This is a genomic window from Stenotrophomonas veracruzanensis (genome assembly GCF_032911525.1).
Lineage (GTDB): Bacteria > Pseudomonadota > Gammaproteobacteria > Xanthomonadales > Xanthomonadaceae > Stenotrophomonas > Stenotrophomonas africana.
The window spans coordinates 78703-94271 of the sequence record NZ_JAWJTI010000013.1; the positions used below are offsets into that span (position 1 = coordinate 78703).

At 67.7% G+C, this 15569-nt stretch carries 16 protein-coding genes and 1 tRNA gene; 15 read left to right on the forward strand and 2 right to left on the reverse strand.

What is annotated here, in order from left to right; all coding sequences use genetic code 11:
• Positions 1-167: 167 nt before the first annotated feature.
• The 11 genes from ccmA to R1H25_RS10925 all read left to right on the forward strand — a co-directional run bounded on the left by ccmA (position 168) and on the right by R1H25_RS10925 (position 8574).
• A complete protein-coding gene (gene ccmA, locus R1H25_RS10875) occupies positions 168-797 on the forward strand; it encodes a heme ABC exporter ATP-binding protein CcmA (protein ID WP_049447365.1) in 630 nt (209 codons plus the stop codon).
• Positions 794-1489 carry a heme exporter protein CcmB gene (gene ccmB, locus R1H25_RS10880; protein WP_317223575.1) on the forward strand — a complete coding sequence of 232 codons (696 nt, stop codon included), beginning with the start codon at positions 794-796 and terminating at the stop codon, positions 1487-1489. The genes ccmA and ccmB overlap by 4 nt, the downstream gene beginning before the upstream one ends.
• A 43-nt stretch (positions 1490-1532) precedes the next feature.
• Positions 1533-2303, forward strand: coding sequence for a heme ABC transporter permease CcmC (gene ccmC / locus R1H25_RS10885; protein ID WP_049447363.1), 771 nt, complete (start codon positions 1533-1535; stop codon positions 2301-2303).
• The gene (locus R1H25_RS10890) at positions 2300-2488 is read left to right on the forward strand and encodes a heme exporter protein CcmD (RefSeq protein WP_032129786.1); all 189 of its coding nucleotides are present in this window, start codon (positions 2300-2302) and stop codon (positions 2486-2488) included. Before ccmC ends, R1H25_RS10890 begins: the two co-directional genes overlap by 4 nt.
• Positions 2485-2946 (forward strand): cytochrome c maturation protein CcmE, encoded by a 462-nt coding sequence (gene ccmE, locus R1H25_RS10895; protein ID WP_049447362.1) that lies wholly within the window; start codon positions 2485-2487, stop codon positions 2944-2946. Before R1H25_RS10890 ends, ccmE begins: the two co-directional genes overlap by 4 nt.
• A complete protein-coding gene (locus R1H25_RS10900; protein WP_317223576.1) occupies positions 2947-4866 on the forward strand; it encodes a heme lyase CcmF/NrfE family subunit in 1920 nt (639 codons plus the stop codon). It begins immediately after the preceding gene.
• An 8-nt stretch (positions 4867-4874) separates the two neighbouring features.
• Complete coding sequence (locus R1H25_RS10905; RefSeq protein ID WP_057500201.1) at positions 4875-5492, forward strand: DsbE family thiol:disulfide interchange protein; 618 nt, start codon at positions 4875-4877, stop codon at positions 5490-5492.
• Positions 5493-5496: 4 nt separating this feature from the next.
• Positions 5497-5955, forward strand: coding sequence for a cytochrome c-type biogenesis protein (locus R1H25_RS10910; RefSeq protein ID WP_317223577.1), 459 nt, complete (start codon positions 5497-5499; stop codon positions 5953-5955).
• Positions 5949-6938 carry a tetratricopeptide repeat protein gene (locus R1H25_RS10915; protein WP_317223578.1) on the forward strand — a complete coding sequence of 330 codons (990 nt, stop codon included), beginning with the start codon at positions 5949-5951 and terminating at the stop codon, positions 6936-6938. The genes R1H25_RS10910 and R1H25_RS10915 overlap by 7 nt, the downstream gene beginning before the upstream one ends.
• Positions 6939-7116: 178 nt before the next feature.
• Entirely contained in the window at positions 7117-8229 is a 1113-nt protein-coding gene (locus R1H25_RS10920) for a homoserine O-acetyltransferase (RefSeq protein WP_317223579.1), read from the forward strand.
• Complete coding sequence (locus tag R1H25_RS10925) at positions 8230-8574, forward strand: DUF1294 domain-containing protein (RefSeq protein WP_317223580.1); 345 nt, start codon at positions 8230-8232, stop codon at positions 8572-8574.
• A gap of 100 nt (positions 8575-8674) precedes the next feature.
• Here R1H25_RS10925 and cydC read toward each other — a convergent pair whose 3' ends face one another.
• Positions 8675-10348, reverse strand: coding sequence for a thiol reductant ABC exporter subunit CydC (gene cydC, locus R1H25_RS10930; RefSeq protein WP_317223581.1), 1674 nt, complete (start codon positions 10346-10348; stop codon positions 8675-8677).
• Positions 10345-12090 (reverse strand): thiol reductant ABC exporter subunit CydD, encoded by a 1746-nt coding sequence (cydD, locus tag R1H25_RS10935; RefSeq protein ID WP_317223582.1) that lies wholly within the window; start codon positions 12088-12090, stop codon positions 10345-10347. The genes cydC and cydD overlap by 4 nt, the downstream gene beginning before the upstream one ends.
• Positions 12091-12318: 228 nt before the next feature.
• Here cydD and R1H25_RS10940 point away from each other — a divergent pair, with 228 nt between their 5' ends.
• From R1H25_RS10940 to R1H25_RS10955, 4 genes are all read left to right on the forward strand, one after another.
• On the forward strand, positions 12319-13908 hold the full coding sequence (locus R1H25_RS10940) for a cytochrome ubiquinol oxidase subunit I (RefSeq protein ID WP_088480219.1): 1590 nt from the start codon (positions 12319-12321) through the stop codon (positions 13906-13908).
• Between the two features lie 15 nt (positions 13909-13923).
• Positions 13924-15075, forward strand: a complete 1152-nt coding sequence (cydB, locus tag R1H25_RS10945; protein ID WP_049435076.1) for a cytochrome d ubiquinol oxidase subunit II — start codon at positions 13924-13926, stop codon at positions 15073-15075.
• A gap of 54 nt (positions 15076-15129) precedes the next feature.
• Complete coding sequence (cydX, locus tag R1H25_RS10950; protein WP_005410354.1) at positions 15130-15246, forward strand: cytochrome bd-I oxidase subunit CydX; 117 nt, start codon at positions 15130-15132, stop codon at positions 15244-15246.
• A 55-nt stretch (positions 15247-15301) separates the two neighbouring features.
• Positions 15302-15378 (forward strand) — tRNA-Pro (locus tag R1H25_RS10955).
• The last annotated feature ends 191 nt before the right edge of the window (positions 15379-15569 follow it).

The window sequence follows — 15569 nt, forward strand, 5'->3', positions numbered from 1 at the left end:
GTGGGGGAACAGACCTGCGAGTTTACGCAATCCGCGCGTCGGTAGTGCCGGCCGCCGGCCGGCAACTTCGGCTGGCAGGTGGCGAAATTGCCGGCCAGAGGCCGCCACTACCATCGGCATTCACCGCTACAATTGCCGCCGCACTCCGGCATGAAGACCTTTGCCCCTTGAACACCCCTGCATTGCTGGCTGCCAGCGGCCTGAGCTTTTCCCGCAATGACGAGCCGGTGTTCGGCCCGCTGGACTTCCATGTGGACGCCGGCGAAGCCCTGCTGGTGCAGGGCGGCAACGGCGCCGGCAAGACCACCCTGCTGCGCGTGCTGGCCGGCCTGGCCCGGCCCGGGGCCGGGCAGGTGCGGATCGACGGCAAGCCGGCCAACAATGCCGAACGTGCACGCTACGTGGCCTACCTCAGCCATCTGCCGGCCCTGAAGCCAGACCTGGACACGCTGGAGAACCTGCACTTCCTGTGCGGCCTGCACGGCCGCCGCGCACGGCAGATGCCGGGCAACGCGCTGGCCATTGTCGGCCTGGCCGGATATGAGGAAACCCTTGTGCGGCATCTATCGGCCGGGCAGAAGCGGCGGCTGGCACTGGCGCGCATCTGGCTGTCGCCGGCGCCGCTGTGGCTGCTCGACGAACCCTACGCCAACCTCGACCTGGAGGGCATCACTCTGGTCAACCGGATGATTTCCGCGCACCTGCGCGCCGGTGGCGCTGCGCTGGTCACCACCCACGGCGCCTATGCCGCACCGCCGGTGCGGACCCGCCAGCTCGACCTCGGCGGTGCCGCATGATCGCGCCGGGCACCGAACCGGGCCTGTGGCAGACCGCAGGCGCCCTGCTCAAGCGCGACCTGCGCCTGCTCTGGCGGCGCCGCGGCGACGCGCTGCAGCCGCTGCTGTTCGCGGTGCTGGTGGTGGTGCTGTTCGCGCTGGCCCAGGGCCGCGAGCCAAACCTGCTGGCCGCCACCTCAGGCGCAGTGCTGTGGCTTGCTGTGCTGCTGGCCGGGCAGCTGTCGCTGGATTCACTGTTCCGCTCCGATGCCGAAGACGGCTCGCTGGAACAATGGCTGCTGGCGCCGGTGCCGCTGGCCTGGCTGGTGCTGGTGCGCGTGCTGCTGCACTGGGCCACCACCGCCCTGCCGTTGATCGTGGTCAGCCCGCTGCTGGCCGAAATGCTGCATCTGCCGCATGACCAGCTGCCGATGTTGCTGGCATCGTTGCTGCTGGGAACGCCGTTGCTGAGCCTGATCGGTGGCGTGGTCGCCGCGCTGACCGTGGGCATCCGACGCTCTGGTATTCTCGTGGCGTTGCTGTCGCTGCCGCTGTACGTGCCGGTGCTGGTGTTCGGCGCAGGCAGTCTGGTGGCAGCCGGACGCGGGCAGGATCCGGTCGGTGCGCTGCTGATGCTGGGCGCCGGCCTGCTGGTCGCGCTGGTGCTGGCACCGCTGGCCACTGCCGCTGCAATACGTATTTCTCTGAGTTGACCGAGCTGAGAGCCAATCCACCCCTGCTGGATAGCCGCCACGCATGAATCCGATTGTCCGCTGGTTCCACCAACTCGGTTCGCCTCCCACGTTCGACCGCTTCGCTGCCCGCTGGTCGCGGGTGTTCTACCTGGCTGCGGTGCCGGTGCTACTGGTCGGCATGTGGCAGGCGCTGCTGGTGGTGCCGCCGGAAGCCAAGCAGCTGGACAGCTTCCGCATCCTCTACATCCACGTGCCCAGTGCCTGGATGAGCCTGTTCGTGTTCGCGCTGATGGCGCTGTATGCCGCCATCGCCCTGATCTGGCGGATCAAGGTCTGCGAGATCCTGGCCATGGCGTGTGCGCCGATGGGTGCCGGCTTCACCCTGATCACCCTGTTGACCGGCAGCATCTGGGGCAAGGGCACCTGGGGCACCTGGTGGGACTGGGACCCGCGCATGACCAGCGAGCTGGTGCTGCTGTTCCTGTACCTGGGCGTGATCGGCCTGTACCACGCCATCGAGGACCGCCGCAGCGCCGCGCGCGCGGCCGGCCTGCTGGCCATCGTCGGTGTCAGCCTGCTGCCGGTGATCCGCTACTCGGTGGACTGGTGGGGCGGCCTGCACCAGCGCCAGTCGATCAGCGTGTTCGGTGAATCGGCGATCAGCAGCGCGATGATCGCGCCACTGTGGTGGATGGTGATCGGCACCAAGTTCTGGTTCGCCGGCTCGGTGCTGGCCAAGGCCCGCGCCGACAATCTCGACCGCGAGGCCGGCAAGGCCTGGGTCGGTGGCCGCGTCGATGCCGCACGTGCGGCCGGGGAGGCCCGATCATGACCCACCTGCCCTATGTGATCGGCGCCTACGCCGTGTTCGTACTGGTGCTCGGCGCCGATGCCATCGGTTCATGGCTGCGCCTGCGTGTGGCACGCCGGTTGGCGCTGGCCCGTCAGCAGCGGCAGCAGACCCGCGCCGTCAAACAGGATGCTGCAGCGCCGCTGTCGACGGAGCTGGAACGATGACGCCGGTACAACGCCGTCGCCTGGCCTGGGTACTGCTGGCCCTGCTCGCCTCCGGGCTGGCCACCGCGCTGGTGGCGATGGCGCTGGAACGCAACATCGCCTACCTCTACACACCTTCGGAAGTGCTGCGCGGGGATGTCGATGCGCAGTCGCGCTTCCGCCTGGGCGGCATGGTGGTGAAAGGTTCCTTCAACCGACCGGTCGGCTCGCTGGAAGCACGATTTGAAGTGACCGACGGCGATGCCCAGCTGGCAGTGACCACGTCGCGGATCCTGCCGGACATGTTTGCCGAAGGCACCGCGGTGGTCGCCACTGGTCGCCTGCAGGACGGCACCTTCGTCGCCGACGAGGTGCTGGCCAAGCACGATGAGAAGTACGTGCCGAAGGAAGTAGCCGACAAGATGGGCGACGCCCATCGCAAGCACGACGTGCCGGTAACGGCACCCGAGGTGCGCTGAGTGCTGCCCGAACTGGGTCAGATCCTGCTGTTGTGCGCGTTGCTGGCCTCGCTGCTGCAGGCCAGCCTGCCACTGGTTGGCGCGCATCGCAGCAACACGGCATGGATGGCGGTGGCACGGCCTGCTGCCTTCGCGCAGCTGCTGCTGCTCGCCGGCGCGTTCGCGGTGCTGACCGCCGCGTTCGTGCAGCAGGATTTCTCGGTGCGCTACGTGGCCGAGAACTCCAATTCGCTGCTGCCGATGATCTACCGCTATTCGGCGGTCTGGGGCGCGCACGAAGGCTCGCTGCTGATGTGGGCGCTGGTGCTGGCCCTATGGACCGGCGCGGTGGCGCTGTTCTCGCGGCACCTGCCGGCACCGGTGCAGGCGCGCGTGCTTGCAGTGATGGGCGTGATCAGCGTCGGCTTTCTCGCCTTCCTGATCTTCACCTCCAATCCGTTCCTGCGCCTGAACCCGGCGCCGCTGGAAGGTCGCGACCTCAACCCGCTGCTGCAGGACCCGGGGCTGATCATCCATCCGCCGATGTTGTACATCGGATACGTGGGCTTCGCCGTTCCCTTCGCATTCGCGGTAGCGGCGCTGCTGGAAGGCCGCGTCGACGCACGCTGGCTGCGCTGGACGCGGCCGTGGACCAACGTCGCCTGGGGTTTCCTGACCCTGGGCATCGCGCTGGGCAGCTGGTGGGCCTATTACGAGCTGGGCTGGGGCGGCTGGTGGTTCTGGGACCCGGTGGAGAACGCCAGCTTCATGCCATGGCTGGTCGGTGCGGCACTGATCCACTCGCAGGCCGTCACCGAAAAGCGCGGCACCTTCGGCAGCTGGACGCTGTTGCTGGCGATTGCCGCCTTCGCGCTGTCACTGCTGGGCACCTTCCTGGTGCGCTCCGGCGTGCTGACCAGCGTGCATTCGTTCGCAGCCGATCCCTCGCGCGGCCTGTTCATCCTGGTCTTCCTGTCGGTGCTGGTCGGTGGCAGCCTGCTGCTGTACGCCCTGCGCGCCAGCCAGCTGAGCGTGGACGCCGACGATCCACGCCGAGGCTTCACCGCCACCTCGCGCGAGACCCTGCTGCTGGCCAACAACCTGCTGCTGGCCACGGCCTGCGCGATGGTGCTGCTCGGCACGCTGTATCCGTTGCTGGCCGATGCGCTGTCGCTGGGCAAGATCTCGGTCGGCCCGCCCTACTTCGGCAGCCTGTTCCTGCTGCTGATGGCACCGATGATCCTGCTGCTGCCGTTCGGCCCGCTGGTGAAATGGCAGCGTGACCAGCCCTCGCGCGCCTTCGCGCTGCTGGCACCGTGGCTGGGCTTGGCGCTGCTGCTGGGCGCGCTGGCCTGGTGGCAGGCGCCGCAGAACGGCTGGAAGGCCGGCATCGGCGTGGCCGCTGCGGCCTGGGTCGCACTCGGTACCGCACGCTTCGTCTGGCAGCGACTGCGCGGCAACGGCCGCTTCACCGCCGAAATGCTCGGCATGATCGTTGCCCACGCCGGCATCGCCGTGTTCCTGGCCGGCGCGCTGCTGGTGGAAGCCTTGAACGTGCAGCGCGAAGTGGCGCTGGCCCCGGGCCAGCAGCTGGTGGTCGGTCGCTACGAAGTGCGCTTCGAAGGCGTGGACCATCGCGAAGGCCCCAATTTCATCGCTGACCGCGGTCACCTGCGGGTGTTCCACGACGGCCGCGAACTGGCCCTGCTGCACCCGGAGAAGCGCCAGTACGCCAGCGGCGGCCAGGTGATGACCGAGGCCGGCATCGATGCACGCTTCGACGGCGACGTCTACGTGGCATTGGGCGAGCCGCTGGGCAACAATGCATGGGCGGTACGGGTGCACATCAAGCCGTTCGTGCGCTGGATCTGGCTGGGCGCGCTGCTGATGGCCCTGGGTGGATTCATCGCCGCCGCCGACCGCCGTTTCCGTCGTCCGTAGGAGTTTCCATGTCCGAGTCCCCCGCCCCGCGCCCCTCCCGCCCGCTGCCGCCGGTAGCCATCGTGATCGGCGTGCTGTTCTTCTTCGGCCTGCTCGGGCTGATGATCTACGGGGTGATGAAATCAGGTGACCCGCAGCGCGACGTGCTGCCATCGGCGCTGATCGACAAGCCGGCGCCGGCGTTCGCCCTGCCGGTGCTGCACGACCCGGAAATGATCGTGCACAGCGACGACCTGCGCGGCGCGCCGTATCTGTTGAACGTGTGGGGCAGCTGGTGCGCGGCCTGCCGCGAGGAACACCCGGTGCTGACCCGTTTCGCCGAGAGCAAGCGCGTGCGCGTGATCGGCTACAACTGGAAGGACGACCCGACCGATGCCCTGCATTGGCTGGAACAGCTGGGCAACCCGTTCATGGTCGTGCTCAGCGATGTCGAGGGCCGCACCGCGATCGACTGGGGTGTGACCGCCGCACCGGAGACCTTCCTTGTGGACGGCAGCGGTATCGTGCGCTGGAAGTACAGCGGTGCGATGTCCCAGCGCGTGGTCGACGAGAAGCTGATTCCGGCGCTGGAAAAGATCGAGAAGGCCCAGGGCAATGCCGGCAGCACGCTGCACACGGCGCCCTGAGCCCATGCGCTGGCTGCTGGCGCTGCTGGCGCTGCTGCTTCTGATGCTGCCGCTGGCCGCGGTGGCACAGCAGCCGCTGCATGATCCGCAGCCGCTGCAGTTCCGCGATGGCGCCGAAGAACGCCGCTTTCACGACCTGGCCGCGCAGCTGCGCTGCGTGCAGTGCCAGAACCAGTCGCTGGCCGATTCCAACGCGCAGATCGCGCAGGACCTGCGCCGCGAAGTGCTGCAGCTGATGCAGCAGGGCCACGACGACGCGCAGATCAAGCAGTTCCTGGTCGCGCGCTACGGGGAGTTCGTGCTCTACCAGCCACCATTGCAGCCGGGTACCTGGCTGCTGTGGGGCGGTCCCCTGCTGATGCTCGGTGCGGGTGCTCTGGTGGTGCTGGGCATCGTCCGCCGCCGTGGCCGTACGGTTGGCGCCGCAGCGGCCGGCAAGGCCGATGAAGGAGACGGATGGTGAGCCATTGGCTGCCGGTGCTGGCTGGGCTCGTTGCTGCGCTGATGGCAGTGCTGGTGCTGTGGCCGCTGCGCCACTCTGGCCGCCGCGGCTTCGTGGTCGGCGTGTTCGCACTGGGCGTGGCCGGCGCCTGCCTGTATCTGCTGGTCGGTGATCCGCGTGCAGCACAGGTGCAACCGACGCCATCGGTAGCCACCCTGCGCGATGGCGTGCAGGCCCTGCAGGATGCACTGAAGCGTGACCCGCAGCGGGCCGATGGTTGGGCGCTGCTGGGCCGGTCGCAGGCCGAACTGGGCAATGCCTCAGCTGCGGCGGACGCGTTCGCGCGGGCCGCCACTCTCGCCCCGGAAGACCCCGGCGTGCTGGTGGAAGCGGCACAGGCACGTGCGCAGGCCGATGCCGGCAAGCAGTTCGATGACACCGCGATGGCGTGGCTGCAGCAGGCTCGTGCGCTGGCGCCCGATGCCGAGCGCGCCAGCTGGCTGCTGGGTATCGCCCTGCGCCAGCGCGGAAAGAATGCCGAGGCTGCCGACGTCTGGAGCGGCTTGCTGCCGCGCCTGGAACCCGGGGCCGCACAGGCGCTGCAGGCGCAGATCGCCATCGCGCGTGAAGCCGCCGGCCAGACGCCTGATACTCCCCCTGCAGCCGCGCCGGCACTGCTGCGGGTCCGCGTACAGCTACCTGCAATGAAGGCGAACGAGTGGCCCGCCAGCACCCGGGTGTTCGTGCTGGCCCGTGCCGTCGGCGGCCCGCCGATGCCGGTGGCCGCTCGCAAGCTGCCCCTGGCCGGCCTCCCGGCCACGGTCGGGCTGGGCGACGGAGACAGTCCGATGCCGACCGCGCCGTTGTCCGCACATCGCGAAGTGGAAGTGCTGGCACGCATCTCGCGCACCGGCAGCGCCAACCGCAGCGAGGATGACCTGCAGAGCATCCCGGTGAAGGTGAGCCTGCCGCATGAGGGCGTGGTGGAGCTGCGGTTCCCTTGACCCGTAGAGCCGAGCCATGCTCGGCTGCGGAATGCTGGGAAACCAACGGCAGCCGAGCATGGGCTCGGCTCTACAGTAGATCCGCGCCATGCGTGAATGTGACGATCCGGTCCGGGTGCATCGCCGATGGAAACCAGCGTGTCGCCAGCTCCACATGCGGCCCCGCTAGAATGCCTGCATGACCGAATTCATCCCGCCCGGCACCCGCTTCCACGCCCTGCCCTCGCCCTTCCCGTTCAAGCGCGGCGGCGCCCTGCACGGCGCGCGCGTGGCCTATGAAACCTGGGGAACACTGGCGGCCGACGCCAGTAACGCGATCCTGATCGTGACCGGCCTGTCGCCGGATGCACACGCGGCAGCCAACGACGCCAACCCGGCAGCGGGCTGGTGGGAAGGGATGGTGGGCCCCGGCAAGGCGATCGATACCGACCGCTGGTTCGTGGTCTGCGTGAACTCGCTGGGCAGCTGCAAGGGCTCGACCGGTCCGGCCTCGATCAACCCGGCCACCGGCCAACCGTATCGTCTCGACTTCCCCGAACTGTCGATCGAAGACGGCGCGCGCGCCGCGATCGACGTCGTGCGCGCCCTGGGCATCGAACAGCTGGCCTGCGTGGTCGGCAATTCAATGGGCGGCATGACCGCGCTCGCCGTGCTGATGCTGCACCCGGGCATCGCGCGCAGCCACGTCAACATTTCCGGTAGTGCGCAGGCGCTGCCGTTCTCCATCGCGATCCGCTCGCTGCAGCGCGAGGCCATCCGTCTCGATCCGCGCTGGAATGGCGGCCACTACGACGATGCCGAATACCCCGAGTCCGGCATGCGCATGGCGCGCAAGCTGGGCGTGATCACCTATCGCTCGGCACTGGAATGGGACGGCCGTTTCGGCCGCGTGCGGCTGGATTCGGACCAGACCGATGATGATCCGTTCGGCCTGGAATTCCAGGTGGAAAGCTATCTGGAAGGGCACGCGCGACGCTTCGTGCGTTTCTTCGACCCGAACTGCTATCTGTACCTGAGCCGATCGATGGACTGGTTCGACCTGGCCGAGTACGCCGATGGCGATGTGCTGGCGGGGCTGGCGAAGATCCGGGTGGAGAAGGCGCTGGCCATCGGCGCCAACACCGACATCCTGTTCCCGGTGCAGCAGCAGCAACAGGTCGCCGACGGCCTGCGTGCCGGAGGCGCTGAAGCGCATTTCATCGGATTGGAGTCACCGCAGGGCCACGACGCCTTCCTGGTCGACTTCGATCGTTTCGGCCCGGCCGTGCGCGGCTTCCTCGACGCGCTGTAAGTGGGCTGGCGGCGCAACCTGGCGCTGGCCGCGTTCGGCGCGTTGATCGCGCTGATGATCAGCGGCGTGCTGTCACTGTGGCTGGGCGGCTGGTGCCTGCTGGCCAGTGCGGTGTCGTTCGGCCTCTACGGCCACGACAAGCGCGCGGCGCAGCGAAAGCAGTGGCGCATTCCCGAGCGCACACTGCAGTTGCTGGCCTTTGCCGGCGGTTGGCCCGGCGCGCTGCTGGGCCAGGCGATGTTCCGCCACAAGCACCGCAAGGCCGCATTCCAGTGGGTGTTCTGGCTGTGCGTGCTGGCCAACGTGGCCTCGATCACGGTGATGCTGCGCGAGTTCTCGCGATAGCCAACCTGTAGGGCCGAGCCCATGCTCGGCTGCCTCTGCACGAAGCCGAGCATGGGCTCGGCTCTACAGTAGATCCACGCCAAGCATGGTTGTGCATCGGTCAAAGTTCGCGGACCAGGGCCCCGTCACGCAGCCGGTACTGCGCATCGACCACGCCTTCGGGCAGGTCGTCGTGGGTGATCATCAGCAGGCTGCGCCCGTCCAGCAGCCCGGAAAGATCCTGCAGCAGCGCACGTGCAGTATCCACGTCCAGGCCTTCGGTGGGTTCGTCCAGCAGCAGGATCGGCGCATTGCGCAGCAGCGCGCGCGCCAGCGCCAGGCGCCGCGCCTGGCCGGCCGACATCGTCGCGCCGTTCTCGCCCACCCAGGTCTGCAGGCCGCCGTTGCGCTCGGCCCATTCGCCCAAGCGCACGCGACGCAGCACCGCCCACAACGCTGCGTCACTGGCATCGGGATCACCCAACCGCAGGTTCCCGGCCACAGTGCCGGCAAACACCGGCGCGTTCTGCGGCAGCCACGCCAGTTGCCGGTGCCAGTCGGCCTGGGCGAAATCACGCAGATCGCGGCCACCGTAGGTCAGCCGTCCCTGCTGCGGATCCCACAGCCGCAGCAGCAGGCTCGACAGCGTGGTCTTGCCACTGCCGCTGTCACCGCGAATCGCGATGCGCTCGCCCGGCGCCAGGGTCAGCTGCAGACCGCACAGCACCGGCCGCGCAGCACCCGGCCACTGGAAATGCACGTCATCCCAATGCACGCGCGCGGACTGTGGCACCGCCTGCGGTGCCAGCGGATCCTCCACCGTCGGCGGTTGCTCGACGATGGCCTGCAGGCGACCGGCGGCGATGCGCCCGGACTGCAGCGACTGCCAGGCCAGGCCCATGCCCGCCCACAGCTCGATCAGCGCCACAGTGAGGAACACCAGCCCCGCCGCCATTTCCGGCGCGATGCGCTGCTGTTCGGCCGCATGCAGGGCCAATGCCAGCATCGCCACCAGGCCCATCCCAGCCACCAAGCCATGCAGGGTCGAGGCCGCGATCAGGCGCCAGCGCCGACGACGATCCCGCGAAGCCAGCTGCTTGGCGGCCACGCGTACCTTCAGCTGCCACGCCGCATCGGCGTGCAGCGCAGCCAGATCTCCCGCGCCTTCCAGTCCTTCGAAGGCCGCGGTACGCAGGGCAGCGCGATGCGCGGCGCGGTCGGCCTCCTCATCGTCACGACCACGCACGCCCAGCCACGGCACACCGAAGGCGATCAGCAGCGCCAGCACCGCCAGCAGTACCGCTGCCGAGGGCAGGATCAGCGCTGCCGAGGCGACCGCCACCAGTGACAGCGCGCCCAGCGCCACCAGCGGCCCGATCGCACGCACCAGCAGCCCATCCACTTCGCCGATGTCCCCCAGCAGGCGCGCCAGCAGCTCGCCAGTGCGCGTAGCACCCAGCCGTGCCGGCGCCAGCGGCAGCGCGCGGCGGAAGAACCACACACGCAGGTCGCGGGCGATGCGCAAGGTAGCGTCGTGGCCGACCAGCTTTTCGAAGTAGCGCGACACGATGCGTGCCATGGTCAGGCCACGGATGCCGGCCGAGGGCGAGAAGAAATTGAAGCCTTGGCCGAGGCCCGCAGCACCTGCCAGCGCGGCCGCAGTAAGGAAACCACCGGACAGGCCCAGCAGGGCGGTGCCGGCCAGCATCGTGATCCACAGCAGCAGCACGGTCAGCAGCAGGCGCGGACGATGGCGCAGAAACACCGCGCGCAGCGAATCAGGCGAACGACTCATGCGCGCACCGCCTGTGCCGGTTCCACCAGCCGGCCTTCCGGCAACAGCAGGCAACGGTCGGCCCAGGCGATCACCGCCGGGCTGTGGGTGGCAACCACTACGCTGCGTCCACGTGCATAGGCTGCCAGGCTGCGCAGCAGCGCCGCTTCGGTATCGGCATCGAGGAACGCGGTGGGTTCGTCCAGCAGCAGCACCTGCGGGTCGCGCAGCAACAGGCGGGCCAGGCCGATACGGCGCGCTTCGCCACCGGACAGGCCAAAGCCGCGTTCGCCGATCACCGTATCCAGGCCCTGCGGCAGGCGCTGCGCGAACTGCAGCACCTGCGAGGCCTCGGCCACCGCGCGCAGGCGCGCATCGCTGGCACCGGGATCGGCCAGGCGCAGGTTGTCGGCGATGCTGCCATGGAACAGGTACGGTCGCTGGCTCGCGTAGGCCACCTGCACGCCGGGCCGCAACTGCAGCTTGCCGGCACGCGGCGGCAACCAACCGGCCAGTGCTTCCAGCAGCGTGCTTTTGCCGGATCCGCTGGGACCGACCAGGGCCAGCCGCTGGCCCGGTTCCAGCAGTACATCCAGATCCTGCAGCACATCGTGGGGGGCGCCCAATGGGCGCAGTACCAGCCCCTGCGCCCGCAACGGCGGCAACGCGGCCTCGGCCGGCTCCACCGCCAGCGGTACAACCTCGTTCTCGATCAGGCCCTGCTCGTCCGGCAACGACTGCAGCAGACGCTCAACCTCGGCCGCCGCTGCCAGTGCGTTGGCGCGGTCATGGTAGTGCGCAGCCAAACGCCGCAGCGGCGCATAGAACTCCGGCGCCAGCAGCAGGCAGAACAGGCCCGCGCCCAGGGTCGGCACCGTCGAGTGCAGCGACATCATGCCCAGGTACCTCAGGCCCAGGTACAGCGCGACCATCGCCACGCTCACCGAGGCGAAGAACTCCAGCACCGTGGACGACAGGAAGGCGATGCGCAGCACCTTCAGGGTGCGCACGCGTACGCCTTCTGCAGCCGCCTCGATACCTTCCAGTTCGGCCTCGCCACGGCCATACAGGCGTAGCAGGCCCAGGCCCTTGATGCGGTCGGCGAAGTGGCCGCTCATCCGCGCCAGCTCGCCCAGTTGCGCACGGCCGGCGGCTTCGGCGCCCCAGCCCACCAGCATCATGAAGAACGGCACCAGCGGTGCGGTGAACAGCAGGATCAACGCCACCACCCAGTCCACCCAGGCTACCGCGGCCAGGATCAGCAGGGGCACCACCACCACTTCGGTGCGCACCGGCAGGAAGCCGCTGTAGTAGCTTTCAATCGCGTCGCCGTGATGCAGCATCAGCTCGCCCAGCTCGCCGGTGCGGCGCTGGCGCAGCCACAGCGGCCCATGGCCGAGCAGACGCGCGAACACACGCTCGCGCAACGCCAATCGCGCGGCATCGGCCACATCACCGGCAGCCGCCTGGCTGGTACTGCCCAGCAGCGTGCGCAGCACCAGGATCACGGCCAGTCCAGCGAGCACCGGCAGACCCGACGCCAGCGGTGCGCGCTCCACCAGCACCGTCTGCACCAACCAGGCAATGGCCGCAGCCTGCCCGACCAGCAACCCGCCGGACAGGCTGATGCACACCGCCGCCAGCCGCTGGCGGCCCCGGGCGGACCGTGCCAGATCGGCCAGCCAGGCCGTACGAACACGCCGCTGGCGGGCGGTTTCAGCTTCCGGGGAAAGGCCGTCAGGGGTCGTTTCGGCAGCGCTCAAGGGGTCTTCACGGGCATCGGGGGAGACACGGCATTGTAGGCGCAGGCAATAGCCCGCCCCTGCGGCCGGCGGTCGCAGTCTTCATCAGGTTGGCATACGATCAACCGGGGCACCTGTTCATACATTGATCTGGATCAAGGCTGTTTGAAGTAGTCGGTCACATCATTCACGTCGTAGACCACCCTTCCCGCCACCTGCAACGGCACTATCCAACGAGGTAGCCAGGCCATGATTGATCAGACAGTCGTAGAACTGTCGCGGCTGCAATTCGCTCTGACCGCGATGTACCACTTCCTATTCGTCCCGCTCACGCTTGGCCTGTCGTTCATGGTGGCCATCATGGAGAGCGTCTATGTGATGACCGGCAAGGAGATCTGGCGCAGGATGACCCTGTTCTGGGGCGTCCTGTTCGGCATCAACTTCGCCATGGGCGTTGCCACCGGCATCGTCATGGAATTCCAGTTCGGCATGAACTGGTCCTACTACAGCCACTACGTGGGTGACATCTTCGGTGCGCCGCTGGCGATCGAAGGCCTGATGGCGTTCTTCCTGGAAGCCACCTTCGTCGGCCTGTTCTTCTTCGGCTGGAACCGCCTGAGCAAGGTCAAGCACCTGATGGTGACCTGGCTGATGGCGCTGGGCACCAATCTGTCGGCGATCTGGATCCTGATCGCCAACGGCTGGATGCAGAACCCGACCGGCGCGGTGTTCAACCCGGAAACCATGCGCATGGAAGTCGTCGACTTCATGGCCGTGGTGTTCAACCCGGTGGCGCAGGCCAAGTTCGTGCATACCGTCAGCGCCGGGTACGTGACCGGCGCGGTGTTCGTGATGGCGATCAGCGCCCTGTTCCTGCTGCGCAACAAGCACAAGGACCTGGCCCGTCGTTCGTTCGCGGTGGCCGCAGCCTTCGGCCTGCTGTCGTCGCTGTCGGTGGTGGTGCTGGGTGACGAGAGCGGTTACGCCGCCAGCGAACACCAGAAGATGAAGCTGGCCGCGATTGAAGCGATGTGGGAGACCGAGCGTGCACCGGCCGACTTCACCGCCTTCGGCATCCCGAACCAGGAAACCCACCAGAACGACTACGCGGTGAAGATCCCGTACCTGATGGGCCTGATCGCCACCCGTTCGTTGAACCAGCCGATCCCGGGCATCCTGGAACTGGTCGAGCGCGCCGAGCACCGCGTGCGCGGCGGCCAGCTGGCCTACGGTGCGCTGGAACGCCTGCGTGCAAACAAGAACGACCTTGAAGCGCGTGAAATGTTCGACCGCCACTGGCAGGACCTGGGCCACGGCCTGCTGCTCAAGCGCTACCGCGATGACATCCTCAACGCCACCCCGCAGGAAATCTCGCAGGCGGCAATGGACACCGTGCCGCGCGTGATGCCGCTGTTCTGGACCTTCCGGGTGATGGCCGGCCTGGGCTTCTACCTGATCGCCTTCTTCGCACTGGCCTTCTACTACTCCTGCCGCAACAACTTCCAGGACAAGCGCTGGTTCCTGCGCCTGGCCCTGTGGACGCTGCCGGCGCCGTGGATCGCGATCGAATGCGGCTGGTTCGTGGCCGAGTACGGTCGCCAGCCGTGGGCGGTCGATGGCGTGCTGCCGACCTTCTATGCGGCATCGGGCCTGGCCCTGCATGAAATCGTGCTGACCCTGGCCGGCTTCACCGCGATCTACACCGCACTGATCGTGGTCGAGATCAAGCTGATGCTCAAGGCGATCCGCAAGGGTCCGGACGAGGTGCTGCCGTCGCTGCAGTCGCCCCAGCCGCATGCTTCCCACAATGCCTCGGCGCCGGCCGCCGGCCAGGCCTGAGGCAGGAGAACCAAGATGGATTTCATTCTTCTGGACTACACCACGCTGCGCGTGATCTGGTGGCTGCTGCTCGGCATCCTGCTGATCGGTTTTGCCGTGATGGATGGTTTCGACCTGGGCGTGGGCACCCTGCTGCCCTTCGTGGCCCGCAACGATGCCGAGCGCCGGCTGGTGATCAACACCATCGGCCCGGTCTGGGAAGGCAACCAGGTGTGGCTGGTGCTCGGTGGCGGTGCGATCTTCGCCGCCTGGCCGCCGCTGTATGCGGTCAGCTTCTCCGGGTTCTACCTGGCGATGTTCGTGATCCTGTTCGCCCTGATCCTGCGTCCGGTCGGCTTCAAGTTCCGCAGCAAGATGCCCAGCGAGCGCTGGCGCAACACCTGGGACTGGGCGCTGTTCATCGGTGGCTTCATCCCGGCACTGATCATGGGCGTGGCGGTGGGCAACGTGGTGCTGGGCGTGCCGTTCCACTTCGATGACAGCATGCGCATCTTCTACACCGGCTCGTTCTTCGGCCTGCTGATGCCCTTCGCACTGCTGGCCGGCCTGCTCAGCGTGTCGATGCTGGTCGCCCACGGTGCCGCCATGCTGGTGCTGAAGACCGATGGGCCGGTGGCCGAGCGTGCGGCCCGCTTCGGCAGCATCGCCGCGATCATCGCCTTCGTGCTGTTCGCCGTCGGTGGCGCCTGGGTGGCCTTCGGCCTGCCGGGTTACCAGATCACCTCGCAGGTGGTCACCGATGGCGCCACCAATCCGCTGCTGAAGACCGCTGAACTTGGCGCCGCCGGTGGCTGGATGCGCAACTACAGCGCGATGCCCGCCACGATCCTGGCCCCGCTGCTCGGCCTGGCGGGCCTGCTGGCCAGTGCGGTGCTGCTGCGTGCCCGTCGCGGCGGCCTGGCCTTCATCGCCTCCGGTGCGGCCATCGCCGGCATCATCCTGACCGTCGGCTTCGCCATCTTCCCGTTCCTGCTGCCGTCCTCGAGCCAGCCCACGTCCAGCCTGACCGTGTGGGATGCCTCGTCCAGCCATCTGACCCTGTGGATCATGCTGCTGGCCACGGCGGTGTTCCTGCCGATCATCATCGGTTACACCACCTGGGTGTACCGCGTACTGAAGGGCAAGACCACCACCGAAGAGATGGGCAACAACCCGAACGCTTACTGATTGCCGGTGTGCCGGCCCACGGCCGGCACATCCCTTGAACAAAGGAGATTGACCATGTGGTATTTCGCCTGGATTCTCGGCGCCGGCCTCGCCTCGACGGTGGCCATCCTCAACGGCATGTGGTTCGAAGCCCGCGAGCAGAACCGCATCGAGAAAGAAAATCGTCGCTGAGCTGTAAAAAAACCTTGCCGCCTGGGCCTTCACACGGTATCTTAGGCGGCTCCTTCGGGGTGTAGCTCAGTCTGGTAGAGCGCTACGTTCGGGACGTAGAGGTCGCAGGTTCGAATCCTGTCTCCCCGACCACTCACGTGGTCGCATTCAAGCCTGGTGAAGTCGTCCAGGCTTTTTTGTTCCCTGAAGTGGCACTGCTTCGGCAGTGTGAAGAAAACAGCATTCACCCCTTGCCGCCATCGGGGTGAATCGCTAGAATAGGCGGCTCCCTTCGGGGTGTAGCTCAGTCTGGTAGAGCGCTACGTTCGGGACGTAGAGGTCGC

Excerpts from the sequence above, each read along its gene's own strand:
- ccmB (WP_317223575.1), top strand. The coding sequence starts at position 794 with ATGATCGCGCCGGGCACCGAACCGGGCCTGTGGCAGACCGCAGGCGCC.
- ccmC (WP_049447363.1), top strand. The coding sequence starts at position 1,533 with ATGAATCCGATTGTCCGCTGGTTCCACCAACTCGGTTCGCCTCCCACG.
- R1H25_RS10890 (WP_032129786.1), top strand. The coding sequence starts at position 2,300 with ATGACCCACCTGCCCTATGTGATCGGCGCCTACGCCGTGTTCGTACTG.
- ccmE (WP_049447362.1), top strand. The coding sequence starts at position 2,485 with ATGACGCCGGTACAACGCCGTCGCCTGGCCTGGGTACTGCTGGCCCTG.
- R1H25_RS10905 (WP_057500201.1), top strand. The coding sequence starts at position 4,875 with ATGTCCGAGTCCCCCGCCCCGCGCCCCTCCCGCCCGCTGCCGCCGGTA.
- R1H25_RS10910 (WP_317223577.1), top strand. The coding sequence starts at position 5,497 with ATGCGCTGGCTGCTGGCGCTGCTGGCGCTGCTGCTTCTGATGCTGCCG.
- R1H25_RS10915 (WP_317223578.1), top strand. The coding sequence starts at position 5,949 with ATGGTGAGCCATTGGCTGCCGGTGCTGGCTGGGCTCGTTGCTGCGCTG.
- R1H25_RS10920 (WP_317223579.1), top strand. The coding sequence starts at position 7,117 with ATGACCGAATTCATCCCGCCCGGCACCCGCTTCCACGCCCTGCCCTCG.
- cydC (WP_317223581.1), bottom strand. The coding sequence starts at position 10,348 with ATGAGTCGTTCGCCTGATTCGCTGCGCGCGGTGTTTCTGCGCCATCGT.
- R1H25_RS10940 (WP_088480219.1), top strand. The coding sequence starts at position 12,319 with ATGATTGATCAGACAGTCGTAGAACTGTCGCGGCTGCAATTCGCTCTG.
- cydB (WP_049435076.1), top strand. The coding sequence starts at position 13,924 with ATGGATTTCATTCTTCTGGACTACACCACGCTGCGCGTGATCTGGTGG.
- cydX (WP_005410354.1), top strand. The coding sequence starts at position 15,130 with ATGTGGTATTTCGCCTGGATTCTCGGCGCCGGCCTCGCCTCGACGGTG.